The sequence below is a fragment of the Nonomuraea jabiensis genome (assembly GCF_014204795.1).
Lineage (GTDB): Bacteria > Actinomycetota > Actinomycetes > Streptosporangiales > Streptosporangiaceae > Nonomuraea > Nonomuraea jabiensis.
Genome location: NZ_JACHMB010000001.1, coordinates 5,453,500 through 5,477,758 on the forward strand (window position 1 = coordinate 5,453,500; position 24,259 = coordinate 5,477,758).

Below are 24,259 nucleotides of genomic sequence, written 5' to 3' on the forward strand. Positions count from 1 at the left end.
GCACGGCCACGTCGTGCGTGAGGGGGAGCGAACATGGTGGATGCCGCACGAGCGCGGAAGCTCGCCGATCGCATCCAGCAGATCGTCGCCGAGATGCTGGAGCGCCGGATCAAGGACCCGCGCCTGGGCTTCGTCACCGTGACCGACACGCGTGTCACCGCCGACCTGCGCGAGGCGACCGTGTTCTACACGGTGTACGGCTCCGAGGCCGAGCGGTCCGACAGCGCGGCCGCCCTCGAGAGCGCCAAGGGGATCATCCGCTCCGAGGTGGGCCGCCAGACCGGCGTGCGCTTCGCCCCGACGCTGACGTTCAAGCACGACCCGCTACCCGACTCCGCGCGTCACCTCGACGACCTGATCAGCGCCGCCCGGTCCCGGGACGCGGAGGTGGCGCGCCAGGCCCAGAGCGCCTCCTACGCCGGCGAGGCCGATCCTTATCGCAAGCCCGAGGAGGGCGAAGCGGAGCTGGGCGAGGACGACCAGGCGTGACGCCCGACGTGCGCGACAGAGCGGATCGCCCGTTCCGTGCGGACCCCCGTACGGTCACCGGCGGCGCGATCCCCGAGGCCGCATGGGACCGGGCCCTGCGGCTGATCGGCCAGGCCGACGAGATCGCGCTGGCCTGTCACGTGACGCCCGACGGCGACGCCCTCGGGTCGATGCTGGCCGTGGGGTTCGTGCTGCGGTCGATGGGCAAGCGGGTGGTGGCGTCGTTCGGCGACCACCATTTCGTGGTGCCGCGGCTGCTGCGCTTCCTGCCCGGCCAGGACATGCTGGTGCCGCCGCAGGACTATCCCGCGGCGCCGGAGCTGATGATCACCTTCGACGTCTCGACGTTCGAACGCCTCGGGCTCCTGCGCGAGAACACCGCCAGGGCCCGCGAGGTCATCGTCATCGACCACCACCCCTCGAACGAGGGGTTCGGCACGCTCAGCCTCATCGACTCCACGGCCGCCGCGACGGCCGTGCTGGCCGAGCAGCTGATGTACCGGCTCGGCGGGCGGCTCGACCGCGACATCGCCGTCTGCCTCTACACCGGGCTGGTGACCGACACGGGGTCGTTCCGGCACTCCTCGACCACGCCGGCCGTGCACCAGATGGCGGCCAGGCTCGTGGCGACCGGGCTGCGCACCGACGAGATCGCCCGCGAGCTGTGGGACCGTTCCCCGTTCGGCTACCTCCAGGTGCTGGCCGCCGCCCTCGAACGGGCGGCGCTGGAGGACGGGCTGGTCTGGACGTACGTGACGCGGGTCGACCGGGCCGCGCACGGGCTCCCGTACGCGGAGCTGGAAGGCATCATCGACATCGTGCGGCGCACGGACGAGGCCGAGGTCGCGGTCGTGCTCAAGGAGGACGACCAGGGCGACTGGCAGGTGTCCACCCGCTCCAAGGGCAAGGCCGACGTCGGGGCGGCGTGCGCGGCCCTGGGCGGCGGCGGGCACCACAACGCGGCCGGTTACACCTCGCACGAGACCGTGGAGGCGACCATGGACGCCTTCCGGCGCGAACTTGGGAAGGTCGGATGGCCGAGAGCGGGCTGATCATCGTCGACAAGCCGGGCGAGTGGACGTCCCACGACGTGGTGGCCAAGATGCGGCGCATCGCGGGCACCCGCCGCGTGGGCCACGCGGGCACGCTCGACCCGATGGCGACGGGCGTGCTGGTGGTCGGCGTGGAGAAGGCCACCAGGCTGCTCGGCCACCTGACGCTGACCGAGAAGGTGTACGAGGCCACGATCAGGCTCGGCGTGAGCACCAACACCGACGACGCCGAGGGCGAGGTCACCGCCACGGCCCCGGCGTCCGGCGTCACGGCGGCCGAGATCCACAAGGGCGTCGCGGCGCTCACCGGCGAGATCATGCAGATCCCGCCGCAGGTGAGCGCCATCAAGGTCAACGGGCAGCGCGCCTACAAGATGGCCCGCGCGGGCGAAGAGGTCGAGCTGCGGGCCCGGCCCGTCACCGTGCGGTCGTTCGAGGTGCTCGACATCCGGGCGCACGACGACGTCGTGGACGTGGACGCGGTCGTGACCTGCTCCAGCGGCACCTACATCCGGGCGCTGGCCCGCGACCTGGGCGCGGCGCTCGGGGTCGGCGGGCATCTGACGGCGCTGCGGCGCACCCGCGTGGGCCCCTACGGCCTGTCGCTGGCCAGGACCATCGACCAGCTCGCCGAGGAGTGCGTGATCCTGCCCATCGGGGAGGCGGTGGCGGCGGCGTTCCCGCGCCGGGACGTGACGGCCGAGGAGGCACGCGTCATCGGGCACGGGGGACGGCTGGCGGCCGCCGGGCTGGGCAAGGGGCCGATCGGCGTGTTCGGGCCTGAGGGCGAGCTGCTGGCCCTGGTGGAGGAGCACGGTCGAGTGGCCAAACCCCTCGCCGTCTTCGTCTCCTAGACCCCTCTCAGGCCGCCGCAAGGGGTCATGAGGGCTTGCGGGCGACGATGAGGTCGCGGACGATCGCCTGGTCGACCCAGTGCTCGAAGTCGGGGTAGTCCATCACCTGCAGGCCCGCCCCCTCGAGGATCTGGGCCAGCTCCGAGGTCTTGCCGCCGTAGGTGTTCCACGAGATCCCCATGGCCCCGCCCGGACGCAGCAGCTCGGCCCAGACCGGCACGGCCTGCCGCAGCAGCTCCATCGGGCTGCGGGACAGGCCGCCGCCGCCCTTGCTGCCGTGCTGGACCCCGTAAGGCGTGTCGGTCACCAGGGCGTCGAACGAACGCGGCTTGAAGAAGTCCCTGCTCTTGAGGGTGTCGGCGTTGACCACGGCCAGGTGCTGCACGTCGCCGGCCTTGACCGCCTCCTTCGACAGCCCGAACGTGACGTTGAGCCGCCGCCCGACCAGGGCTCGCTCGCGCCGCACCGGCACGGTCTCGGCGGTGTGCTTGAGCCGCTTGTTGCGCAGCCAGGTCTTGATGAACGCGGTGTACGCCTCGAAGTCCTTGCCGTCGACGTCGAGCCCGTAGGCGTCGTAGCCGTACATGAGGGCCTGGTTGAGCGTCGTGCCGCGCCCGCACAGCGGGTCGAAGACCGACAGCCGCTCGCCCAGCCCCTTGGCCCCGGCGAGCAGGGTGACGTTGAGCAGCAGCTTGGTGAAGTGCTCGTTGGTCTTGCCGGCGTATTTCTGGATGGTGATGAGGTCGCTGCTCAACCGGTCGAGCGAGGCCATGGAGAGCGGCCGGAGCAGGTCCCCTTCAATCCCGAAAATCGCATAAACAGAGGAAAGGTTCGACAAAAGAGAAATGTCCGGCTGCGTCAGCGGCTCGGATGTCTCGAAAGTCACATACGGCACACCGCCGATGGTGGTCTCCTCGCTGGCGAGGATCTTGCCGCCCAGGCCGTACGTGCTGAAGACCGCCAGCTCACTCCTGGTCAGCCGGATGGAGCTCTCCCCGTAGACCCGGTTGAAGGCAGGCAGGATCAGAAGCGCGTAACGAGGCATGATGCCCGATCCTATCGCCCTCGATTGGAGCGAACGGTGACGCGCGTGGCAGGCTTGTGGGGGATTGATCCGCCACGAGCGAATGGGGCCTAGCGTGCAGGGTTCGGGAAGGTCTGTCGTCACCATCGGCGTGTACGACGGGGTCCACCGCGGGCACCGGCGGGTGGTCGAGCGCGCTGTCGCCATCGCCCGCGAGCGGGGGCTGCGCAGCGTGGCCGTCACGTTCGAGCCGCACCCCGACGAGGTCGTGCGGCCCGGGACGCATCCGCTGCGGCTCACCAGCCCCCGGCGCAGGGCCGAACTGCTGGCCGGGCTCGGGGTGGACGAGATCGACGTGGTGGACTTCACGCTCGACCTGTCGCGGACGAGCCCGGACGACTTCGTCCAGGCCGTGCTGGCCGAGCGGCTGGCGGCGGCCGTCGTGGTGGTGGGCGAGGACTTCCTGTTCGGCCACGAGGCCGGCGGCGACGTCGAGACTTTGCGGACGCTGGGCGACAAATACGACTTCGAGGTGGAGGCCGTGCCCCTGCTCGACGCCGTCTCCTCCGCCTCGATCCGCGAGCGGATCGTCGAGGGCGACGTCGAGGCCGCCGCTGAGCAGCTCGGGCGGCCGCACCGGGTGGAGGGCGTGGTCGTACGCGGCTACCAGCGCGGACGCCAGCTCGGCTTCCCGACGGCGAACGTCGAGACCCCCCAGCACACCGCCATCCCGGCCGACGGGGTCTACGCGGGGTGGCTGGAATGTGTGGCGATGGCCAACCTGCCCGCGCTCTACCAGGGGGAGCGGTGGCCGGCGGCGATCTCGGTCGGGACGAATCCGACGTTCGAGGGAGTGCCGCGGACAGTCGAGGCCTATGCGCTGGATCGGGATGATCTGGAGCTTTACGGGGTGCACGTGGCGGTCGAATTCCACGCCCGGCTACGCGGCAACACGCGATTCGACTCCATCGAGGCGCTGATCGAGCAGATTCACGCCGATGTCGACGCCGCCCGCCGCCTCACGAGCTGAAACCCGCCGATTCGCGACGCGGACAACGCCGTGATAATGAGCGCCCGAGCACCGCGCGTGAAGTGGTAACCTTGCATGTCGGCTCAGTAGCGGCGCCGCTGCGCGCTGCCCATGACGGCCTTCACGCGGCGACTGTAGGCACGCACGGTCGTTCGCATCTTTCATCATCGTTCGCGCGTGCCCGTAGCTCAAAGGAGAGCCGTGTCCCTCGACACCGCTGCCAAGAAGTCCATCATCGGAGAATACGCGACGGCCGAGGGCGACACCGGGTCGCCCGAGGTGCAGATCGCACTGCTGAGCAAGCGCATCAGCGAGCTCACCGAGCACCTGAAGACGCACAAGCACGACCACCACAGCCGTCGTGGCCTGCTTCTGCTCGTCGGTCGCCGGCGTCGCCTGCTGAAGTACCTGCAGAAGGTCGACATCCAGCGCTACCGCTCGCTCATCGAGCGGCTCGGCCTGCGCCGATAGCATGAAAGGGAGCGGCGAACGCGCCGCTCCCTTCTCATATGGGTAAGCCATATGGTCGGATATGTGGCGATGTGGATACGTTGTCACCTCTGACCTACAACTGAATATCCGAGACACACAGCCCCCGCGTCCGTTCAGCACCATGCGACCCGCGACGCCTGCGGGCCGGTCCTCGGTAGTGGCTTCCGGTAGGAATTCGACAGTGAAATGAGACCGGGCGCTTCGATCGAAGACCGGCGCTGCACCTAACGAGGGTGCCGGTGAGAAAAAAGGGCGCGGGAGACCGACCACAAGGAGGTCCCCCGTGGAGGGTGTCCACACCGCTGAAGCCGTCATAGACAACGGCTCATTCGGCACGCGCACGATCCGGTTCGAAACCGGTCGTCTCGCGCGCCAGGCGGCCGGCTCCGCCGTCGCCTACCTCGACAACGACACGATGGTGCTCTCTGCCACCACCGCGTCGAAGTCCCCGAAGGAGAACTTCGACTTCTTCCCGCTCACCGTCGACGTCGAAGAGCGAATGTACGCCGCGGGCCGCATCCCCGGCTCGTTCTTCCGGCGTGAGGGCCGTCCCTCCGAGGACGCGATCCTCACCTGCCGCCTGATCGACCGGCCGCTGCGCCCGTCGTTCGTCAAGGGCCTGCGCAACGAGATCCAGGTCGTCGCCACGGTGATGGCGCTCAACCCCGACCACCTCTACGACGTGGTGGCGATCAACGCCGCGTCGCTGTCCACCCAGCTCGCCGGTCTGCCGTTCTCCGGCCCGATCGGCGGCGTGCGCGTCGCGCTGATCGACGGCCAGTGGGTGGCCTTCCCGACCCACCACGAGCTGGAGCGGGCCACGTTCGACATGGTCGTCGCGGGCCGCGTGCTCGAGGACGGCGACGTCGCGATCATGATGGTCGAGGCCGAGTCCACCAAGGACACGCTGAAGCTGGTCGCCGAGGGCGCCGTCGCGCCCACCGAGGAGACCGTCGCGCAGGGCCTGGACGCCGCCAAGCCGTTCATCAAGGTGCTGTGCGAGGCCCAGTCGCGCATCGCGCAGGTCGCGGCCAAGGAGACGGCCGAATACCCGGTCTTCCTCGACTACCAGGAGGACGTCTACGCCGCGGTCGAGGCCGCGGTGAAGACCGAGCTGGCCGCCGCGCTGACGATCGCGGGCAAGCAGGAGCGCGAGAACGAGCTGGAGAAGGTCAAGGCGCTGGCCGCCGAGAAGCTCCTGCCCGAGTTCGAGGGGCGCGAGAAGGAGATCTCCGCCGCGTTCCGCTCGGTGATGAAGAAGCTCATGCGCGAGCGGGTCATCAAGGAGGGCATCCGCATCGACGGCCGCGGCACCAAGGACATCCGCGCCCTGTCGGCCGAGGTCCACGTGGTGCCCCGGGTGCACGGCTCGGCGTTGTTCGAGCGCGGCGAGACCCAGATCCTGGGCATCACCACTCTGAACATGCTGCGCATGGAGCAGGTCATCGACACGCTCAACCCCGAGCGGACCAAGCGCTACATGCACAACTACAACTTCCCGCCCTACTCCACCGGTGAGACCGGCCGGGTGGGCTCGCCCAAGCGCCGCGAGATCGGTCACGGCGCGCTGGCCGAGCGGGCGCTGATCCCGGTGCTCCCGACCCGCGAGGAGTTCCCGTACGCCATCCGCCAGGTCTCCGAGGCGCTCGGCTCCAACGGCTCCACCTCGATGGGCTCGGTCTGCGCGTCCACGATGGCGCTGCTGGACGCGGGTGTGCCGCTCAAGGAGATGGTCGCGGGCATCGCGATGGGCCTGATCGGCGAGGGCGACTCGTACGTCACCCTGACCGACATCCTCGGCGCCGAGGACGCCATGGGCGACATGGACTTCAAGGTCGCCGGCACCAAGGACGTCATCACCGCCCTGCAGCTCGACACCAAGCTCGACGGCATCCCCGCGAGCGTGCTCGCGGGCGCGCTCAAGCAGGCCAAGGGCGCGCGCCTGGCGATCCTCGACGTGATGCAGGAGGCGATCAACTCTCCGGCGGAGATGAACCCGACCGCGCCGCGCATCATCACCATCAAGGTCCCGGTCGACAAGATCGGCGAGGTCATCGGCCCGAAGGGCAAGATGATCAACCAGATCCAGGACGACACGGGCGCCGAGATCACCATCGAGGACGACGGCACGATCTACATCGGCGCCACCGACGGCCCGTCGGCCGAGGCGGCCCGTTCGGCGATCAACGCCATCGCCAACCCGCACATGCCGGAGGTCGGTGAGCGCTACATCGGCACGGTCGTCAAGATCGCGGCCTTCGGCGCGTTCATCTCGCTCCTGCCCGGCAAGGACGGCCTGCTGCACGTCTCCCAGATCCGCAAGCTGCACGGCGGCAAGCGCATCGAGAACGTCGAGGACGTCATGAGCGTCGGCGAGAAGATCCAGGTCGAGATCGCCGAGATCGACGCCCGGGGCAAGCTCTCGCTGGTGCCGGTCGAGGTCATCGAGAAGGAGGCCGCCGAGAAGGAGGCGAAGGCCGCCGGGGCCGCCGAGGGCGGCGACGGCGCCGAGGCCCCGCAGGCCGAGGAGGCCGCCGCGGCGCCCGCCGAGGACAAGGCGGAGCGGCCCCGCCGCACCCGCACCCGCGTGCGCACCCGCGGCAGCAGCGCTGACGGGGACGACCGGAACTCGTGAGTACCACCACGTTGCACCCCGGCCGGGACGGGGCCGGGGTGGTGAGGCGCACCGTCCTCCCAGGTGGGCTGCGCGTGGTGACCGAGACCATGCCGACCGTGCGTAGCGTCGCGGTCGGCATGTGGGTCGGCATCGGCTCGCGTGACGAGGCCCCCGAGCACATGGGGGCCACCCACTTCCTCGAACACCTGCTGTTCAAGGGCACCCCCACGCGCGACGCCATGGAGATCTCCGCCTCCATCGAGGGCATCGGCGGTGAGATCAACGCCTTCACCGCCAAGGAGTACACGTGCTACTACGCACGCGTGCTCGACGAGGACCTGCCGGTCGCGGTCGACGTGCTGGCCGACGTGGTGACCAGCTCGCTGGTGACCGAGGAGGACGTCGAGTCCGAGCGCGGCGTGATCCTCGAAGAGATCGCCATGCACGACGACGACCCTTCTGACGTGGTGCACGAGCAGTTCGCCGCCGCGCTCTACGGCGACTCGGCCATCGGCCGGCCCATCCTGGGCACGGTCGAGTCGATCAACGCCCTCGGGCGCGAGCGGATCGCCGAGTACTACCACCGCTTCTACCGGCCCCGCCGCACGGTCGTGTCCGTCGCGGGCAACATCCGGCACGAAGAGGTCGTCGAGCTGGTCACCAGGGCGTACGAGCGGGCGGGCGCGCTGGGCGGCCCGGCCGAGTTCGCGCCCCCGCGCACCAGCGGTCCCGGGGCCGAGACGCGTTCCGGGGTGCGGGTGCTCGACCGGCCGACCGAGCAGGCCAACCTGGTGCTCGGCACCACCGGCCTGTCCCGTACGGACGACCGCAGGTTCGCGCTGGGCGTGCTCAACGCGGCGCTGGGCGGCGGCATGTCGTCCCGGCTCTTCCAGGAGATCAGGGAGAAGCGCGGCCTGGCCTACTCCGCCTACAGCTACACCTCCGCCTACGCCGACACCGGCCAGTTCGGGATCTACGTGGGCTGCCTGCCGTCGAAGATCGACGACGTGCTCAAGATCTGCCGGGACGAGGTGTCCAGGGTGGTGGCCGACGGCCTGAGCGCCGACGAGATCATGCGCGGCAAGGGCCAGATGCGCGGCGGGCTCGTGCTCGGCCTGGAGGACACCGGCTCGCGCATGTCGCGCATCGGCAAGAACGAGCTCGTCTACGACGAGCTGATGTCGGTGGACGAGGTGCTGGCACGCATCGAGGCGGTCACTCCCGACGAGATCGACGAGGTGGCGCGGGACGTGCTCAAGCGGCCCCTCACGCTCGCCGTGATCGGCCCGTACGGCGACAAGGACTTCGCCGAGGCCGTCCGCCCGTGAGGACGAACCCGCCACATGGGTCCTGAACGGCCACGACAGTGAGCCGGCGGTCCCATGGGCGGGTTTTCCCGCTGGTATAGGGTTGGCCTGTGATCAGGGTAGGTGTGCTGGGCGCCCGCGGGCGCGTCGGCGTCGAAGTGTGCAAGGCGGTCGAGGCGGCCTCCGACCTGGAGCTGGTGGCCGCCCTCGACAAGGACGACTCCATCGAGGGGCTCGAAGGCGCCGAGGTGGTGGTCGACTTCACCCATCCCGATGTCGTCATGGGCAACCTCGAATGGGCGATCCGGCACGGCATCCACCCGGTGGTGGGCACGACCGGGTTCGACGAGGGCCGGCTGGAGACCGTGCGCGGCTGGCTGGCCGAGTCGCCGGGCACCCACTGCCTGATCGCGCCCAACTTCGGCATCGCGGCCGTGCTCATGATGCACTTCGCGCAGCAGGCGGCCCGCTACTTCGAGTCGGTCGAGATCGTCGAGCTGCACCACCCCAAGAAGGCCGACGCGCCGTCCGGCACGGCCCGCCGCACGGCGGAGCTGGTGGCCGAGGCGCGCGCCAAGGCGGGGCTCGCCCAGATGCCCGACGCCACGAGCACCGCGCTCGACGGCGCCCGCGGGGCCGACGTCGGGGGCGTCCACGTGCACGCCGTGCGGCTGTCGGGCCTCATCGCGCACCAGGAGGTGCTGCTGGGCGGGGAGGGCGAGATCCTCACGATCCGGCACGACACGATGACCAGGGCGTCGTTCACGCCGGGCGTGCTGCTCGGCGTGCGCCGCGTACGCGAGCTTCCGGGGCTCACCGTGGGCCTCGAGCCGCTCCTCGACCTCTGACGCTCCCTGACCTCGACAGGGGGCCGCACACGACGTGCCCACAACCGTACGGTCGTGGGCACGTCGTGAGGAGAGGGCCCCGGCTCCGCACAGCCGGGCCTTACGATCATCAACATTAAAATATGAGCGGCGGGATCCGGCTCCACCATGAGATCGTGTCGGCATGGTGCGATGGGCCGAGGCGGATGAGCTCTCCGGGCTGACCGCGATCGAGCTGGCGGCGGACAGGCTCTTCGAGCAGGTGGACATCGTCTTCCCGCCCGGCACCACCATGATCGAAGAGGTCGACGACCCCCTCAGGGTGCTGGTCGAGGGGACGCCTCCCACGGGGTTCGCGCTGATCGGGTGGGTGGACGGCAACCTGCACCTGGAACAGCTCGCCGTGCGTCCCGACCACATGCGCCAGGGCATCGGCGGGCGGCTGGTCGCGGCGGTGCTCGACCACGCGCGGGCCGCCGGGGCGCCTGCCGTGACCCTGACGACCTACCGCGACGTGCCCTGGAACGCGCCGTGGTACGCGCGGCACGGCTTCTCGGTGCTGGCCGAGGAGGAGTGGGGCCCGGAGCTGCGCGCGCTGGTGGAGCACGAGCGGGAGCTGGGCATCGAGCTCGCGCCCCGCGTGGTGATGCGCCACTAGCCTCGCAGGCCGGGCTCGGGGAGGTGTCGCGCGCCCGGGCGCCGTGGTCAGCGGCGCCGTGGTCAGGGGTGCGGTGCGCGGTTGGTGGCGAACCAGGCGGCGGCGTAGTCGACGGCGGCGGTCAGCGGGAACAACCGGGCCCGCGCCGCGCCGACCGGCCCGCACCGTACGCCCACGGCCCGCTCGAAGTCGGCCCCCAGGCGCGCGAAGTCGCTGTCGTCCACGTGCACGTCCTCGAACTCGCACCACGCCCGCCCCTCCCCGTCGTCCACCACGGCGCGGTAGCTGCGGCGCGGCGGGTCGGGGTGGTAGCGGTATTCGGCCAGGTGGAACGCGGTGCACTTGTCGTAGCCGACGCCGAGCAGCAGGACGAGGGCGCCGGCCTCGTAGAGCCGGGCGAGCGGTGAGCGCTCGCCGAGCAGGCAGTCTCGCGCGTGCCCGTCGATGATCGCCGCTGAGTGCGGCCCGACGGCGGCGAAGGACGTCTGGGGATGGGCGCTGCGCCGCGCTCCGGGCAGAGTGCGCACGTGCTCGGCGATCACGCCCATCAGATTGGACGGGGTGGAGGCGGGGGCGTAGGCCGGCATGCGCGAGCGGTGGCCGGCGATCTCGTCGGCGCTCATGCCCGCCACGGCAGCCCGGTAGATCGGCGAGGTGTCGGAGTTGGCCGAGGTGCCGGTGGGCACCGCGAGCGTGCCGTGCGGCCCCAGCGACTCCCTGAGCGCCGCGACCACCGTGTGCTCCCCGCCCTCGACCCAGCCGATGCTGCTGAGTGAGGAGTGCAGCAGCACGACCTGCCCCGGCTCGACGCCCAGAGCGGAGAAATCCCGACTTATGCGGGCATAATTCACCATGATCTTCTGACCGGGCACCGCGTCAGCTTAACCTCCGCGTCCCATTGGCGGGCGCGTCCTTCGCGGTTATCGAACGGCGGTGGCGAGGTAGGCGTCCACCTCGGCCAGATAGGCGTCCTTGAGGTGCCGGGGGAGCCAGGTGATCTCGAAGGCGTTCCGTTCGAGCTGGGCCAGCTCCTCGTGGGTGAGCTGGAGCGCGCCCTGCAGCGCCTCGAGGTTCTCCCCGACGTAACCAGCGAAATAGGCGGGGTCGTCGGAGTTGATCGTCACCCGCACGCCCAGGTCCATCAGCTTGCGGATGGCCTCGGACTTCATCGAGTCGGTGACGTAGCCGTTGGAGATCGGGCAGCAGGTCAGCCCCATGCCGCGCTCCAGGACGACCTCCACGAGCCGCTGGTCCTCCAGGATGTTGACGCCGTGGTCGACGCGGTTGACGCCGATGTCCTCGACGGCCTGGCGGATGTGCTCGATCGAGTTCTCCTGGTCGACGTCGCAGTGCATGGTCAGCAGGTAGCCCTCCTGCCGGGCGCGCTCGTACACCGCCGCGAACTTGACCGGCGGGTTGCCCTTCTCGTCGGAGTCGAGCCCAACCCCCGCGATCCACTCCTTGTACGGCAGCGACTCCAGCAGCGTCGCCATCGCGTATTCGGCCTGGAAGTCACGCAGGAAGCACATGATGAGCTGCGCCCGCACCCCGAGCCGCGCCTCCGCGTCCATCAGCGCCCGCCGCAGCCCGCGGATCACCACGTCGAACGGCACGCCGCGCGAGGTGTGGGCCTGCGGGTCGAAGAAGATCTCGGCGTAGCGGACGTTCTGCTCGGCGGCCTTGCGCAGGTAGGCCATGGCCAGGTCGTAGAAGTCGGGCTCGGTGCGCAGGACCTGCATGCCCTCGTAGTAGACCTTGAGGAAGGACGGCAGGCTGTCGAAGGCGTAGGCGGCCCGCATCTCCTCCACGGATGAGTACGGCAGCTCCAGGCCGTTACGCCCGGCCAGCTCGAACTTGAGCTCGGGCTCCAGCGTGCCCTCGATGTGCAGGTGCAGCTCGCACTTGGGCAGCCCCGCGATGAAGTCCTTCACACGCCCAAGCTTAGAAGACGAGCGCCAGCCCCACGGCGAACAGGAGCCCGTACGCCATCTGCAGCTTGCCCGTCTGCTGCAGCACCGCGATCAGCGCGGGGCCCACGGCCTTGCCCAGCACGGTCCTGATCGGGCTGATCGCCAGCGGCGCGGCCAGCAGCACGAGCGCGGCCCACGGCGTCACCGGGACCATCGCCAGGGCCACCACGAACGGCACCACCTGGCAGGCCACGTAGAGCGCGCGGGTGCGCTCGGCCCCCAGCACCACGGCCAGCGTGCGCTTGCCGGCCTGGCCGTCCGTGCCGACGTCCCGCAGGTTGTTGACCACGAGCATCGAGCACGAGAGCAGCCCCACCGGGATCGAGGCGAAGAACGCCGGCCAGCTCAGCGACTCCGTCTGCACATATGCCGTGCCCACCACGGGGACGATCCCGAAGAAGACGAACACGGCTATCTCGCCCAGCCCGCGGTAGCCGTACGGGCGCTTGCCGCCGGTGTAGAACCAGGCGGCGGCGATGCACGCCGCTCCCACCAGCAGGATCCACCACGCCCGCGTGACGACGACCAGGATCAGCCCCAGCACCGCCGCGACCGCGAAGCAGCCCAGCGCCGCGACCAGCACGTCACGCGGGCTCGCCGCCCGCGAGCCCACCAGCCGCATCGGGCCGACCCGCTGGTCGTCGGTGCCGCGGACGCCGTCGCTGTAGTCGTTGGCGTAGTTGACGCCGATCTGCAGCGACAGCGCCACGAACAGCGCCAGGATCGCCCGCCACCACACGAAGCCGCCCTCGCCGATCGCCACGCCCGTGCCCACCATGACGGGCACGACGGCGTTCGGGAGGGTACGCGGGCGCGCGCCCGCGATCCACTGGCCAGGGGTTGCCATGTCTGTCGTTCGTCCTCTAGCTGATGTCCGTCGTGAGCCTGATCATCCGGATCGGACGGCCCATGTCGAGCACGCGCTCGGCCATGTCCTCGCCCCAGCCGGCCGACTCCAGGAAGCCCAGCACCGCGTAGTTGTCGGCGAACACCCAGGTGACGATCTGCCGGAAGCCGTCCTCGCGCAGGTAGTCGACGGTCGCGTTGAGCAGCCGGCTGCCGTGGCCCCGGCGTACGAAATCGGGGTCGACCAGCAGCGTCAGCATCTCGGCCACCACAGTGGGGTCGAGGTCGGGATCCTCCGCGGGAGCATGCGAGGCCAGCCCGACCACGCGCTCACCACCACGAGGGGTCGTCAGCGCGGCGCTGCCGCCCGCGCCCAGGGCGGGGAAGCCCTCGGTGTCGAGGATGGTCTCCACCGCCACCAGCACCCGGTGCCTGGGGGTGGGCGGGGCCACGATCGCCTCGTCCCACTGGCGCAGCCACATCTTCTCGGCCGCCGCGCCTGTCATCTGCTCGAGTGGCCCCTCGGGGAGGAAGTCCCGATAGCCGTAGCGCCAGGCGCGGATCTGAGTATTCGCAACCTGGAGCACATCCTCGCGCCGGGCCGCCCGGACGCCTACGTCTGCCATCTCGGCCCGCTCCTTCGCCTGCCGTTCGTGCCACAAGGCACGAGTTACACCGTATCGGTGTTTGACCCTTGGAGACGACGCGAACCCCTCTTCGGAGCCGATCTCGCCCAGAGCTTCCTCAGCCGGTCCGCGTCGCCTCAGCCGACGCCCGGGCGAGTCGTCGCACCCCCTCGTGCAACTCGGCCAGATGGGCGGCGGCGATGTGCGTCACGCGGATCCTCGGCCCCGGCGGCTCCGACGGGTAGTACAGCCTGCCCGGGCTCACCAGCGCGCCGTTCCGCCTGGCGGCCTCGACCAGCGCGTTCTCGTCGATCTCGGCGGGCAGGCGCACCCACAGGTGCATCCCGCCGATGGGCAGCAGGTGCACCTCCGCCCGCGGCATGTGGGTGGCGAGCGCGGCCGCGAGGGCGTCGCGCCTGGTCCTGATCTCGCTGTGCACGGCCGCCAGATGCCGCTGCCAGGCCGGCGACCCCACGAACTCCAGCGCCGTCTCCTGCAGCGGCCGCGCCACGAAGAACGACTCCACGAGCTGGCTCGCCCGCAGCCGGTGCGCGGCGGGCCCCCTGGCGATCACGGCCGCCACCCGCATGCTCGGCGACAGGATCTTCGTCAGCGACCTCACGTGGACGACGGTGCCGTGCTGGTCCATGGAGGCCAGGGACGCCGGCGCCTGCTCGGTCAGGTAGCGCGCGAAGTCGTCCTCGACCACGAACGCCCCCGCCGCCCTGGCCACCTGGAGCACCTGCTCCCTGCGCTCCACCGGCAGGGTGGCCCCCGTCGGGTTCTGCAGGGTGGGCTGGCAGAAGAAGACCCTTGCGCCCGTGACGGCGAACGCCTCGGCCAGCAGCTCGGGACGTACGCCGTCCCGGTTGACGGGCACGGCCGTGGGCCGCAGCCCGGCCGCCCTGGCCGCCGCGAGCGCGCCCGGGTAAGTGGGCGTCTCGACCAGCACCGGCGTGCCCGGAGCCGCCAGCGCCCGGAACGCATGAGTCAGCGCCGCCTGGCCCCCGCTCACGATCAGCGCGTCGGCGGCGGTCACGTCGCCCCCGGTCTGCCTGGCGAACCACCCGCGCAGCTCCTGAAGCCCCGCCAGGGGCGGCATGGCCCACGCGTCCGGCCTGCGTACCGCCCGCGCCGCCGCGGCTCCCAGCTGCCTGTCCGGCCGCAGGCCCGCCGGCAGATACCCGCCGGTGAGGGGTACGACCCCTTCGGCCGCCGCCCCCAGCAGCGTCGCCACGGGCTCCTCGTCGACCACCCGGTCCCCGAGCGCGACGGTCTGCCATGAGAGATCGACCGCCTCCTGCGCGGCGGCCACCTGAGGCGTCACGAACACCCCGCTGCCGGGCCGCGCGACGACCCTGCCCTCGGCGGCCAGCTGTCCGATGGCCCTGGACACGGTGACGGGGGAGACGTTGTGCCGCCGCATGATCTCCCGGCTGGACGGCAGCCGGGCCCCGGGCCCCACCCGGCCGGCCTCTTCGCGCAGTATCGCGGCGATCTGGGCGATACTGCTATCGTTGTCCATGAAGAGACAGAATAGCGCTACTGCCCCCGATGGAGTAGCACTCCCTCCCGTCCTGGATCGCGCCGCGCAGGGCACGTCCCTGGCCTTCCTGGGCGTTCTGGCCTTCTCCGGGTCCTTTCCCGCCACCGTGTACGCCATGGAGGGCTTCCATCCGTGGCTGGTGGCGATCGGCCGTGCCGCCATAGCCGGATTTCTCGCGCTTCTTTGCCTTAAAGTCGCAAAAATCGCGATAATTCCGGCAAGGCGTGATTGGACGTCGTATGCCCTCATCTCTCTGGGCGTGGTGTTCGGGTTTCCCGTCTTCAGCGGCCTGGCTCTGGCGCTGGGCGCCAGCACGTCGCACGCCGCCGTCGTGATAGCCCTCCTCCCGGCCGCCACCGCCGCCTGCGCCGTCCTCAGGGCGGGGGAACGTCCCCGTCCCCTCTTCTGGGTGGCCTGCGCCGCGGGCGCCCTGGCCATCACGGCCTTCACCCTCACCCAGAACCAGGGCCTGCCCACCTGGCCCGACCTGCTCCTGGTGGGCGCGCTGCTGTCGGCCGCGATCGGCTACACGGAGGGTGGCCGGCTGTCCAGGCGGACCCCGGGCTGGCAGGTCATCTCCCACACCCTCGTCCTCTCCCTGCCCCTCACCGTCCCCCTGACCGTGGGGCTGGCCCTCCTCACGCCCATCACCCCGACTCCCGCCGCGATGGCGGGCTTCGCGTACGTGTCGCTGATCTCGATGTTCCTCGGCTTCATCCCCTGGTACGCGGGCCTGGCCCGGGGCGGCATCGCCAGGGCCGGGCAGACGCAGCTCACCCAGCCCCTCCTGACCCTGCTGTGGGCCTGGTTCCTGATGGGGGAGCGGTTCGGGCCGGCCACGGTGGCCGCCGCGCTGGCCGTGCTCGTGTGCGTGGCCGTCACTCAGCGTGCCCGTACTTGAAAGGCGTGACGCCTGCACGCAGGATGGGGGAGGAGGTGTCACAACAATGGCGGACCTCACGATCCCAGAGGGCGGCTTCTGGCCCGCGCCGGAAATCCCGCAGCCCAACATCTATCCCATGGAGTGGCGGGTAGAGACCGAGAAACTCGCCGCGATCTACGAAAAGTCCAAGCGCGTGGTCTGGAACCCGGCCGACCTGCCCTGGGACGGCCTGGACCCGGACGACTTCACCCGGGAGCAGCGGCTGGGAATCATGTACTGGTTCGCGGTCCTGGCGAACTTCGACGCGTCGGGGCCGGCGGTGTTCGCCCGCGCCACGATCCAGGCCTTCGAAAAGCACGAAGAGGACCCGGTCAGGAAGTGTTTCTTCTCGATCACCCGTGACGAGATGAACCACGAGGAATGCTGCCAGCGCACCATCGCCAAACTGTGGCCCGGCGGCCCGCTCGACTGGACCCCGTCCGACGATCTCGAAAGAGCCGCCCACAACAACATCGGCTGGCTCTACCACAACGGCGGCCGCTACTGGAACGGCTACACCTCCGCCGTCGGCAAATATTCACTCCCGGTCCTCTTCACCAGCTTCATGATGGGGGAAATGGCCGCCTCGACGCTGTTCAGGGGAATGTCGTCGGGCACGCAGCACCCGGTCTTCAGCGAGATGTTCCAGCGAATAGGCCGGGACGAGTCCCGCCATCTCCAAATCTGCATGACCATTCTGGAGAACGAATGGCCGGGGCTCACCGACGAGACCCGTACCCTCATCACCCGCCAGCTCAGAGCGGGCTTCGTGTTCCTCAGCATGATTCTGTGGGAGCCGCCCGGGGGTTTCTGGGAGCTGCCGCCGTACTTCCTGCCCAACCATCGCGTTCTCATGGACCACGCCAGGCAGGCGGGCCTGGGCGTGCTGTCGTACGAGGAACAGGCGGAGAACTGGCGCGTGGCCATGGCCAGGGTCCGCGCGATCGTGGAACGCTGGGGCATCGCCTTCCCCGCCATTCCCGAGCTGGACCTGGAAGGCGTAGAGGTGGACTTCATCGATCCGGAGGACATCATCCCGGTCTTCTAATATGCGTCCTATGTGGCCACGCATCGACGGACTCAGGGTTCTGGAGTTGGGCACGCCCGGCGAGTTCCGTACCCAGTTGACCGACCTCACTCTGGCGGGCGAGAAAACGGCCACGGCCGGTCTGCTGCCCCTCGACTACCACGCCGAGGGCGAGAAGGTGGAGCACGTCGGCGAGCGCCTGGTCCTCGTGGACGACGCGGGCGCGCGGGTGGCCGAGATAGAGGTGACGCGGGTGGAGCTGACCCCGTTCGCGGCGGTCACCTGGGAGTTCGCCCAGGCCGAGGGCGAGGGCTTCCGCTCGGTGGAGCACTGGCGCGAGGGTCACCGCCGCTACTGGAAGAGCCAGGGGTACGCGGTGGACGACTCGACCACGGTGGTCTGCCTGTGGTTTCGCGTCGTGGATCAGGAAGTGGGCCGGCGCTCCTCGGGCGCGACGTAACTGCCACGGTGCGGGACGGTGAACACCCAGCCCTGCTCCCGCAGCAGCGCTATGGCCCGCCGTACGGTCTCGCGGGCGGCACCGTACTGGCGCACCAGCGTCACCTCGCGCGGCAGCGGCCGGTGCGCGGCCAACTCGCCGGCCATGATGCGTTCCCTGATCTCGTCGGCGATCTGCCGGTAGAGCGGAATCTGCTCGGCCCCTTCGCCGGGGGTGCTGACGAATGTGCCCTCGCCCTGGCGCGTGTGGACCAGCCCCTGGTTGCGCAGCACCCGAATCGCCCGGCGCGCCGTGGTCCGGGCCACCCGGAACTCCCGCTGGATGCCCGCCTCGCTGATCAGGAGATCCCCTGGGGAGAGTTCGCCGGTTATGCGTGACTTGAGAACTTCGCTGATCTGCAGATAGAGGTACGTGTCACCCGAGCGATCCAGCACATCTCAATGATATACAAGCAGCCTGACATAGGAGTGCGATTAAGAATCCCTATTCCTGGGCCACTTTTCCGGCTCATTCACAAAAGTGCCCCTATAAGGGACGGTGAACACCCATCCCTGCTCCCTGAGATGCGCGACCGCCTGCCGCACCGTCACCTTGGCCACGCCGTATTGCCGCATCATCACTTTCTCGCCGGGAATAGCCCGGTTCGGCGAGATCTCGCCCTGGATGATACGCGTGGAGACCTCCGCGGAGATCTGCTGATACAGCGGCACCTTCCTGGGTGAACGCGGAGTCCCCGGCCGCCCGACGAACGTCCCCTCGCCCTGAATGGTGTGCGCCAGCCCCTGCTCCCGCAGTTCCCGAGCCACCCGCCGGGCCGTGGTGCGCGCGATGCCGTAATCCTTCTCGAGCGTCGCCTCACTGGGCACCGGATCGCCGGCTTTGAGTTCACCCCGCTCGATCTGATCGCGCACCAGGTCAGCGACCTGCTTGTAGATAGGCACGGGGCCTTCGCGATCTAACACGGTACGGATCGTAGACGAAACCGTACAGACCTGCACAAGGAAAACGTCTAGTGGAAGGGTGGATACGTGCCCTAAACATACGGACTCAGCATGAAGCGAGAACCCACGACCACCCGAGCAGTCCCATCGCCCCACCCGTCCACCGCGCCCGCCCTTACCGCCCGACAACGAAAATCGGCGACTCCGGCTCGCACTCCCACGGAATTGAAGCGACTCGGCTCAGGCGGTGGCGGCTCGCCGGTTGCGGCACCCGCCGTCGCGGGGACCGGCTGGCAGTGCGGGATTGGGTGGGGGCGGGGACTGGCTGGCAGTGCGGGACCCGGCCGGGGGCGGAGACTTGCCGGCGGACGGGACTTGCCGGTGGTGGGGACTTGCCGGCGGTGCGGGACTTGCCGGTGGTGGGGACTTGCCGGCGGTGCGGGACCCGGCCGGGGGTGGAGATCTGCTGGCGGTGCGGGACTCGCCGGGGGCGGAGACTTGCCGCGGTGAGGACTTGCTGGCGGCGGAGGCTTGCTGGCAGCTGCAGTAACTCGCTGGGCCGGCCGCAGGGAAGATCCCCTTCCCCTGACCGCCATCCTGCGGGCGAACCCCTGGCCGCCTTCCTGCGGGCGAACCCCCTGGCCGCCTTCCTACGAGCGGAAGATCCACTCCTTCGGTCGCCCTCGTATCAGCCGTTCCCGACATCGCTCACTGAGTCCAGCCCCAACGCGACCTCCTCATTCATCCGCAACGCGCACCCGGCGGCCTTCCTGGCCCAGTGAGGCGCCGCACCTCCCCAAGAACACAGGTGGGACAGGCGCAGCGGAGCACAGGGCACGCCGGAGCACAGGGCGCAGCGGAGCACCAGGGCACGGCGGGGCACAGGGCACGGCGGGCACAGGGCGCACCGGAGCACCAGGGCGCGGCGGGACACAGGGCACGGCGGGGGTACAGGGCACGGCGGGGGTACAGGGCACGGCGGGGCACAAGGCGCAGGAGGCCTATCGGGCGCCCTCGCGCGACGGCCACTTTCCTGGCTCATTCACAAAAGTCCCCCTATAAGGGACGGTGAACACCCACCCCTGCTCCCTGAGATGAGCAATGGCCTTCCGGACCGTGACCTTGGCAACCCCATGCCGCAACATCAAGGTCGTATCGCTCGATATCGAGCAGTTCGGCCGGAACTTACCGCACCTGATCTTCGCAGCGATATCATGGGCGATATCAAGATAGAGGGCCCTCTTCGGCCTTATCCGAGGAATACCCACAGGCCCAACAAAAGTGCCTTCCCCTTGAACGGTGTGGACAAGGCGACGCTCGCGCAGCTCCCGAACCACATTGCGTGCCGTCGATCGCGCGACACCGAACCTCGCCTCCAACGCCGCTTCACTCGGCACGGCCTCGCCGGCTCGCAACCGCCCACCGACGATCTGCTCCTGGATCGCATCGGCAATCTGTACGTAGATCGGGACCGGCCCGTCGCGGTCGAGCATGCTCACAGCGTAGACGTCTGGATACAAGCAGGCGAGCACAGTCAGCCCTGGGGCCACGACTCCTTCGGCGACACGTAACTGCCTCGCTGCGCAACCGTGTAGATCCACCCTTGCTCCCGCAGGAGCGCCATGGCGCGCCGCACGGTCTCCCGGGCCACGTCGTACTGCTCCACCAGCGCCGACTCACCCGGTATGGGACGTCGCGGCAAGAAACGTCCTGCCTTGATCTGCTCGGCGACGTCCGTCGCGATCTGCTGGTATAGAGGGACTTTCCGCTGCTTACGAGGCGCTTCGTCCGGCCCGCCGACAAAGGTCCCTTCGCCCTGAACGGTGTAGATAAGCCCTTCCTCGCGAAGTACGTGCACCGCCCTCCGAGCAGTGGTCCTGGCGACGCCGAACTCCTGCTGGATGTCCGCCTCACTCGGCACCGGGTGTCCGGACGCGAGACCAGAGACTCGTTGCCGAAGGATCTCGGCGATCTGGAGGTAGATGTGGGTGTCCCCGTCATAGTCGAGCACGCCTGCAACTTAGACCAACAGGTGCAAGACCTACCATATCGTTCTGTCTCTATAGACAGACAGTCCCTACTCAGTAGACAAGAGGAGACGACCAGACGTACTGTTCACCCATGCCCAAGCCCCTCGACTGGCCCTGCTGCGAGATTGCGGTCCATGTCGCTGACCTACAGCCCGACCACGCGGTCATCAGGTGGGATCCCGCGTCGCCCCACGCCGTACGTGTGCGAGTCCGGGAATACACATGCGCTTGTCTGCCGACGTTCTACGAGCTGTGCCAGAGCGGCGGCCAGTTCTTCATCCGCAGAACTCGTCGCCTTCGTCAAAAGGCGGTGATCCACGAAAGCCTCCGAACCACTTACGCAAGCGCGCTGGCCACCTGGACCGATTTGCTGAACGGCGCAGCCCACTGATCGCATCCCGGGCTGCTCGAGCGCTACCAGCGTCGAACGAGCAGGCTCACCAGCCAGCTGGGCGCAGTGGTCAAAAACAGGCTGGGCGGACGGGCGCTCGGCTTTCAGCTCATGCGGCTGCCGCTGCCACTGCTACGGATTCTGCGCGTGCTGGGTGTCAATGATTTCGCTCTCAAGCGCCACCGCCGTTATGCCACCATCCTTACCGGCGCCGAGGCTGGGGAGCGGATGCGGTGCAGGTCGGCGACCGGTGGCACCTGTGGGCCAACTTCTGCGACAAGGCCCTCGCTGAGGTTCGTTCCCGCAGCGTCTGCTGGGCCAAGGTCAACCCGTCCCGGCCCGCCGGCAGACCACCCGGCAGCGTTGCGGGGAAGATCCACGACCTGCTGGACAAGGGCGTCGGTCTCGTCGACGAGTGCGCCCGCCGCCGGAATATCCCTCACACCATCAAGCGCTACCCCCGCACCCGGGAACCCGATGCCTTACGCCGCGCCACTGGCCCACTCTGGTCCCATAGCTGCTACGTCGGCGAACACCGAGGTGTCCGCAGGGGGCAGCAAGCGTCTTGCACCCGAGCAGGTGTCCGTACGACGCCGTTCCGCCAGCGGCGGATGGACTCCATGGCGGGACACGGCGGTGTCGTGGTCAGTGCCGACGTTGACCGGGCCGCTGTCGGCGCTCAGGTCGAAAATGTCGTACGGGATGGCCTTCCCCATCGCCGCACGCCCTACGGACAGGGCTCTCCGCTTGCCGTGGGCAGGGAGAGGAGGAGAGGTGTCCGGTTCGCGCTTTGGCCGCCGAGCGCGCGAACCGGACACCCTAGGTGATGGCAAACGCAGCTGCCATCGGGGGCGCACCTTGCGATCCCAGGCGACGCGCCTGCCCGAACGTCCGCCGAAGAGCGCCGGGCTTCGCCTGAGATCGGTGCGAGTGACGGGCATGGCCCCGAGCCCTCCGGAGGCAAGGGACCATGCCACTGCGAGTAATGGCCGGCTGACGTCCGTAACGGCCTACCCGCGCTATTAGATTCTCATGGCCGTCACTTGGAAAACTGCAGTTCGGCGCTATACACAGGATGATTCCCTTTGGTGTTCGGTGGGTTCATGGTCCCTAGAGGAATCGATTTATGTAGGGATCCTCCGCCAGGCGGCGTCCGTGATGATCAGGTGGTCGAGCAGCCGTAGTCCCACCGTCTCGGCAGCTCGGACGAGTTGGGCCGTGGCCTCGAGGTCGGATTGGCTCGGTTCGAGGGAGCCGGCCGGGTGGTTGTGCGCGAGGCCGAACATGGCCCCGCTCGCGGTGAGCACTTCCGTGATCACCTCCCGGATCGGCACCGCCGTGTGGTCGGACGCGCCTTCGGTCAGGATCGAATGCTTCAGCACCCTGCCACGCGTGTCGCACACCACCAGGACGAGCCGCTCCTGTTTGCGGCCGCGGAGCAGCGGGGCGCAGTGGTTGGCGAGATCGGATGTGCTTGTGATCCGTTCGCGCTCGGGCCACGCGTCCGCACGGCGTACGAGATGAAAGGCCGCGGCGACTCGCGCGGCCTTGGCGGGGCCCACTCCGGGCACGGCGAGTAACCGATGCGGGTCCGAACGGCGCAGACCATCGAGATCTCCGCAGTGCTTGATCACCTGGCTGGCCAGATCCAGCGCACTCGACCCTCGAAATCCCGAGCCGAGCAGCACGGCCAGCAGCTCGCGGTCCGCCAGCGCGGCGGCGCCGCTGGCCATGAGCCGTTCGCGTGGCCGGTCGCTCTTGGACAGGTCTTTGACTCGCATCGGCAACCTCCGCGACCGTTGTATCAGCGCGCACCGACAATCTCTGACCTGCACTTTTACCGGAATCCAGCGTTCGTCGCCGGATGGGCGAAATGTGTCAGCCCGGCGCGTGCTCGGATCAACAGCATGCGTGGATTGAGGCACATCGTCTCGTAGAGGGAATGACCATGAGAGCGCTCGTGGCCAAGCAGTGCGGCCCGCCGGCTCCCTTCACCAATCGAGGATCGTCTCGCCCCGGACAGCTCCAGGTTCGGGTGCGAGGCCTCGATCAACCCTGCCGACCCGCTGTTGGCCGATGGGACCGTGCAACCTGGTGCCGCTGGACTTTCCGCACATATCGGCACCGACTTCGCCGGAACCGTGACGAAGCTCGGGCTGGACGTGGATGGCTTCGAGGTGGTCGAGGTGTTGGGGTTCTGCGCCCCGCCGTCCTACGCGAGCGGCGCTGGCCCTGGCGCTCAGGGCGAGCCGTTGATCGCAGCTGCCACGGTGATCCGGTCTGGAGGGCGGCTGCTCAGCACCATGCCCGGAACGCCCGAACAGTCCGCGTTCGGCCGGGAAGATCTCTCGGTGTGCACGCTGAAGGTCCAGAACCATCCATTCCCGCCATCGCCGCCCGCCTGTCCGAAGGAATCCGGTCAGCCGCCGGTACGGATTCGATGATGCTGTTCGGGCTTTTCCGGATCTCGCCGGTACGCGGCACGATGCCGGTCGGATGACGCGCGTCGTCGGACACGAGTGGCATGGGGACGCCGGTGAGCTGAACGTGCATACCCGCCTCCGTTCGATCCGATACCTGGAGAGGCCTCGTCCGCAGATCCTTGCGTGAACTCGGCTGGTCGGCGCCGGCCGGCCCAGCGTCGCTGTGGGCGCATCGCAACGCCGTACGCCTGCGGTCCGCTGCTCGTCACCGTTGGTGTGGGCAGCCGCGCGCTTCAACTCGGCCAGGCCATGGCGCATCATGGTCACCGCCAGCGCCGCGAACGCGCAGTGCTGCCGCGATCTCGACGCCGCCTGCCTGAGCGACGATGTGGCTCCCGTCAGGCTGGACGAGGATTTCGATGCGATCCTCGACGCCTACGGCGGTTCGCTGGACGCGTATCGTCACCAGCTCCGTCGCGGAGGTGGAAAGATGACCGCGTCGACCGATCGGGTGAAGTTCGAGCTGTCGGCGGCCCGGCGTGTCCGCCTGATGATGGCCTGCTTCGTGCGCTCGCAGAATTCGTAGACCAGTGCAAATGTGCCCGATCACGGACCGGATTGACCCGCTGGAGAGCCTCGCGGCGGCTCACCAAACCGCCCCCTGCCTGGCCGAATGGAGGCGATCGCCGCCATACCCCGACTGAGGGGCTCCGGGCGAGAAGGGGCT

The 24,259-nt window shown here is 69.1% G+C and carries 25 protein-coding genes and 1 pseudogene; 14 read left to right on the top strand and 12 right to left on the bottom strand.

Translation table 11 applies throughout. The annotated features are described in order from the left end of the window. Window positions 1-33: 33 nt before the first annotated feature. From rbfA to truB, 3 genes are read left to right on the top strand one after another with little or no spacing between them, the layout of a single operon-like run. The gene (gene rbfA / locus HD596_RS25215) at window positions 34-489 is read left to right on the top strand and encodes a 30S ribosome-binding factor RbfA (protein WP_185071784.1); all 456 of its coding nucleotides are present in this window, start codon (window positions 34-36) and stop codon (window positions 487-489) included. Further along, complete coding sequence (locus HD596_RS25220; protein WP_185071785.1) at window positions 486-1,541, top strand: DHH family phosphoesterase; 1,056 nt, start codon at window positions 486-488, stop codon at window positions 1,539-1,541. The genes rbfA and HD596_RS25220 overlap by 4 nt, the downstream gene beginning before the upstream one ends. Next, window positions 1,523-2,395: a tRNA pseudouridine(55) synthase TruB gene (gene truB, locus HD596_RS25225; RefSeq protein ID WP_185071786.1), complete on the top strand. Its 873-nt coding sequence runs from the start codon at window positions 1,523-1,525 to the stop codon at window positions 2,393-2,395. The genes HD596_RS25220 and truB overlap by 19 nt, the downstream gene beginning before the upstream one ends. Window positions 2,396-2,420: 25 nt before the next feature. Here the strand turns inward: truB and HD596_RS25230 are convergent, their stop codons facing one another. Beyond that, complete coding sequence (locus tag HD596_RS25230; RefSeq protein ID WP_185071787.1) at window positions 2,421-3,440, bottom strand: TRM11 family SAM-dependent methyltransferase; 1,020 nt, start codon at window positions 3,438-3,440, stop codon at window positions 2,421-2,423. Between the two features lie 82 nt (window positions 3,441-3,522). On the opposite strand from HD596_RS25230, the gene HD596_RS25235 reads away from it, so the two are divergent. The 6 genes from HD596_RS25235 (at window position 3,523) to HD596_RS25260 (ending at window position 10,350) form a co-directional block, all read left to right on the top strand. Then, window positions 3,523-4,449: a bifunctional riboflavin kinase/FAD synthetase gene (locus HD596_RS25235; RefSeq protein WP_185071788.1), complete on the top strand. Its 927-nt coding sequence runs from the start codon at window positions 3,523-3,525 to the stop codon at window positions 4,447-4,449. Window positions 4,450-4,650: 201 nt separating this feature from the next. Further along, on the top strand, window positions 4,651-4,920 hold the full coding sequence (rpsO, locus tag HD596_RS25240; RefSeq protein ID WP_185071789.1) for a 30S ribosomal protein S15: 270 nt from the start codon (window positions 4,651-4,653) through the stop codon (window positions 4,918-4,920). Window positions 4,921-5,224: 304 nt separating this feature from the next. Then, the gene (locus tag HD596_RS25245) at window positions 5,225-7,576 is read left to right on the top strand and encodes a polyribonucleotide nucleotidyltransferase (protein WP_185071790.1); all 2,352 of its coding nucleotides are present in this window, start codon (window positions 5,225-5,227) and stop codon (window positions 7,574-7,576) included. Continuing rightward, the gene (locus HD596_RS25250) at window positions 7,573-8,886 is read left to right on the top strand and encodes a M16 family metallopeptidase (RefSeq protein WP_185071791.1); all 1,314 of its coding nucleotides are present in this window, start codon (window positions 7,573-7,575) and stop codon (window positions 8,884-8,886) included. The genes HD596_RS25245 and HD596_RS25250 overlap by 4 nt, the downstream gene beginning before the upstream one ends. A gap of 89 nt (window positions 8,887-8,975) precedes the next feature. Continuing rightward, a complete protein-coding gene (gene dapB / locus HD596_RS25255; protein ID WP_185071792.1) occupies window positions 8,976-9,713 on the top strand; it encodes a 4-hydroxy-tetrahydrodipicolinate reductase in 738 nt (245 codons plus the stop codon). A gap of 163 nt (window positions 9,714-9,876) precedes the next feature. Next, a complete protein-coding gene (locus HD596_RS25260) occupies window positions 9,877-10,350 on the top strand; it encodes a GNAT family N-acetyltransferase (RefSeq protein ID WP_185071793.1) in 474 nt (157 codons plus the stop codon). 62 nt (window positions 10,351-10,412) lie between these two features. Here the strand turns inward: HD596_RS25260 and HD596_RS25265 are convergent, their stop codons facing one another. The 5 genes from HD596_RS25265 to HD596_RS25285 form a co-directional block, all read right to left on the bottom strand. Further along, a complete protein-coding gene (locus HD596_RS25265) occupies window positions 10,413-11,222 on the bottom strand; it encodes an AAC(3) family N-acetyltransferase (RefSeq protein ID WP_313044683.1) in 810 nt (269 codons plus the stop codon). Between the two features lie 48 nt (window positions 11,223-11,270). Next, a complete protein-coding gene (locus HD596_RS25270; RefSeq protein ID WP_185071794.1) occupies window positions 11,271-12,281 on the bottom strand; it encodes an adenosine deaminase in 1,011 nt (336 codons plus the stop codon). Window positions 12,282-12,291: 10 nt separating this feature from the next. After that, window positions 12,292-13,167 (bottom strand): 1,4-dihydroxy-2-naphthoate polyprenyltransferase, encoded by an 876-nt coding sequence (locus HD596_RS25275; protein WP_185071795.1) that lies wholly within the window; start codon window positions 13,165-13,167, stop codon window positions 12,292-12,294. Window positions 13,168-13,183: 16 nt separating this feature from the next. Then, window positions 13,184-13,792 carry a GNAT family N-acetyltransferase gene (locus HD596_RS25280; RefSeq protein ID WP_185071796.1) on the bottom strand — a complete coding sequence of 203 codons (609 nt, stop codon included), beginning with the start codon at window positions 13,790-13,792 and terminating at the stop codon, window positions 13,184-13,186. Between the two features lie 118 nt (window positions 13,793-13,910). Continuing rightward, window positions 13,911-15,317 (bottom strand): aminotransferase-like domain-containing protein, encoded by a 1,407-nt coding sequence (locus tag HD596_RS25285; protein WP_185071797.1) that lies wholly within the window; start codon window positions 15,315-15,317, stop codon window positions 13,911-13,913. Here HD596_RS25285 and HD596_RS25290 point away from each other — a divergent pair. From HD596_RS25290 to HD596_RS25300, 3 genes are read left to right on the top strand one after another with little or no spacing between them, the layout of a single operon-like run. Further along, a complete protein-coding gene (locus HD596_RS25290) occupies window positions 15,316-16,239 on the top strand; it encodes a DMT family transporter (RefSeq protein ID WP_185071798.1) in 924 nt (307 codons plus the stop codon). The two genes, HD596_RS25285 and HD596_RS25290, sit on opposite strands and share 2 nt — an antisense overlap. Window positions 16,240-16,285: 46 nt before the next feature. Further along, entirely contained in the window at window positions 16,286-17,308 is a 1,023-nt protein-coding gene (locus HD596_RS25295; RefSeq protein ID WP_185071799.1) for a hypothetical protein, read from the top strand. Between the two features lie 10 nt (window positions 17,309-17,318). After that, a complete protein-coding gene (locus HD596_RS25300; protein WP_185071800.1) occupies window positions 17,319-17,747 on the top strand; it encodes an ASCH domain-containing protein in 429 nt (142 codons plus the stop codon). Here HD596_RS25300 and HD596_RS25305 read toward each other — a convergent pair. The 6 genes and pseudogenes from HD596_RS25305 to radC form a co-directional block, all read right to left on the bottom strand. Further along, the gene (locus HD596_RS25305) at window positions 17,711-18,181 is read right to left on the bottom strand and encodes a GntR family transcriptional regulator (RefSeq protein ID WP_185071801.1); all 471 of its coding nucleotides are present in this window, start codon (window positions 18,179-18,181) and stop codon (window positions 17,711-17,713) included. The genes HD596_RS25300 and HD596_RS25305 overlap by 37 nt on opposite strands. 39 nt (window positions 18,182-18,220) lie before the next feature. Then, the gene (locus HD596_RS25310) at window positions 18,221-18,709 is read right to left on the bottom strand and encodes a GntR family transcriptional regulator (protein ID WP_313044684.1); all 489 of its coding nucleotides are present in this window, start codon (window positions 18,707-18,709) and stop codon (window positions 18,221-18,223) included. Window positions 18,710-19,689: 980 nt separating this feature from the next. Further along, window positions 19,690-20,181 carry a winged helix-turn-helix domain-containing protein gene (locus HD596_RS25315; RefSeq protein WP_185071802.1) on the bottom strand — a complete coding sequence of 164 codons (492 nt, stop codon included), beginning with the start codon at window positions 20,179-20,181 and terminating at the stop codon, window positions 19,690-19,692. Between the two features lie 41 nt (window positions 20,182-20,222). After that, window positions 20,223-20,699: a GntR family transcriptional regulator gene (locus tag HD596_RS63850; RefSeq protein ID WP_185071803.1), complete on the bottom strand. Its 477-nt coding sequence runs from the start codon at window positions 20,697-20,699 to the stop codon at window positions 20,223-20,225. Between the two features lie 1,011 nt (window positions 20,700-21,710). Continuing rightward, a pseudogene (locus HD596_RS66145) lies at window positions 21,711-21,825 on the bottom strand (ISAzo13-like element transposase-related protein); the annotation flags it as partial. A gap of 408 nt (window positions 21,826-22,233) precedes the next feature. Next, on the bottom strand, window positions 22,234-22,890 hold the full coding sequence (gene radC / locus HD596_RS25325; protein WP_185071804.1) for a RadC family protein: 657 nt from the start codon (window positions 22,888-22,890) through the stop codon (window positions 22,234-22,236). 360 nt (window positions 22,891-23,250) lie between these two features. Between radC and HD596_RS25330 the strand changes: the two genes are divergently transcribed. Beyond that, a complete protein-coding gene (locus tag HD596_RS25330; RefSeq protein WP_185071805.1) occupies window positions 23,251-23,553 on the top strand; it encodes a hypothetical protein in 303 nt (100 codons plus the stop codon). Window positions 23,554-23,851: 298 nt separating this feature from the next. Further along, a complete protein-coding gene (locus HD596_RS25335) occupies window positions 23,852-24,118 on the top strand; it encodes a hypothetical protein (RefSeq protein WP_185071806.1) in 267 nt (88 codons plus the stop codon). Window positions 24,119-24,259: the final 141 nt, after the last annotated feature.

Coding starts and splice junctions, on each gene's coding strand:
- HD596_RS25275 (WP_185071795.1), bottom strand. CDS start 13,167: ATGGCAACCCCTGGCCAGTGGATCGCGGGCGCGCGCCCGCGTACCCTC.
- HD596_RS25300 (WP_185071800.1), top strand. CDS start 17,319: ATGTGGCCACGCATCGACGGACTCAGGGTTCTGGAGTTGGGCACGCCC.
- radC (WP_185071804.1), bottom strand. CDS start 22,890: ATGCGAGTCAAAGACCTGTCCAAGAGCGACCGGCCACGCGAACGGCTC.
- HD596_RS25295 (WP_185071799.1), top strand. CDS start 16,286: ATGGCGGACCTCACGATCCCAGAGGGCGGCTTCTGGCCCGCGCCGGAA.
- HD596_RS25260 (WP_185071793.1), top strand. CDS start 9,877: ATGGTGCGATGGGCCGAGGCGGATGAGCTCTCCGGGCTGACCGCGATC.
- HD596_RS25235 (WP_185071788.1), top strand. CDS start 3,523: ATGGGGCCTAGCGTGCAGGGTTCGGGAAGGTCTGTCGTCACCATCGGC.
- HD596_RS25285 (WP_185071797.1), bottom strand. CDS start 15,317: ATGGACAACGATAGCAGTATCGCCCAGATCGCCGCGATACTGCGCGAA.
- HD596_RS25290 (WP_185071798.1), top strand. CDS start 15,316: ATGAAGAGACAGAATAGCGCTACTGCCCCCGATGGAGTAGCACTCCCT.
- HD596_RS25280 (WP_185071796.1), bottom strand. CDS start 13,792: ATGGCAGACGTAGGCGTCCGGGCGGCCCGGCGCGAGGATGTGCTCCAG.
- truB (WP_185071786.1), top strand. CDS start 1,523: ATGGCCGAGAGCGGGCTGATCATCGTCGACAAGCCGGGCGAGTGGACG.
- HD596_RS25335 (WP_185071806.1), top strand. CDS start 23,852: ATGGTCACCGCCAGCGCCGCGAACGCGCAGTGCTGCCGCGATCTCGAC.
- HD596_RS25315 (WP_185071802.1), bottom strand. CDS start 20,181: ATGCTCGACCGCGACGGGCCGGTCCCGATCTACGTACAGATTGCCGAT.
- HD596_RS25230 (WP_185071787.1), bottom strand. CDS start 3,440: ATGCCTCGTTACGCGCTTCTGATCCTGCCTGCCTTCAACCGGGTCTAC.
- rbfA (WP_185071784.1), top strand. CDS start 34: ATGGTGGATGCCGCACGAGCGCGGAAGCTCGCCGATCGCATCCAGCAG.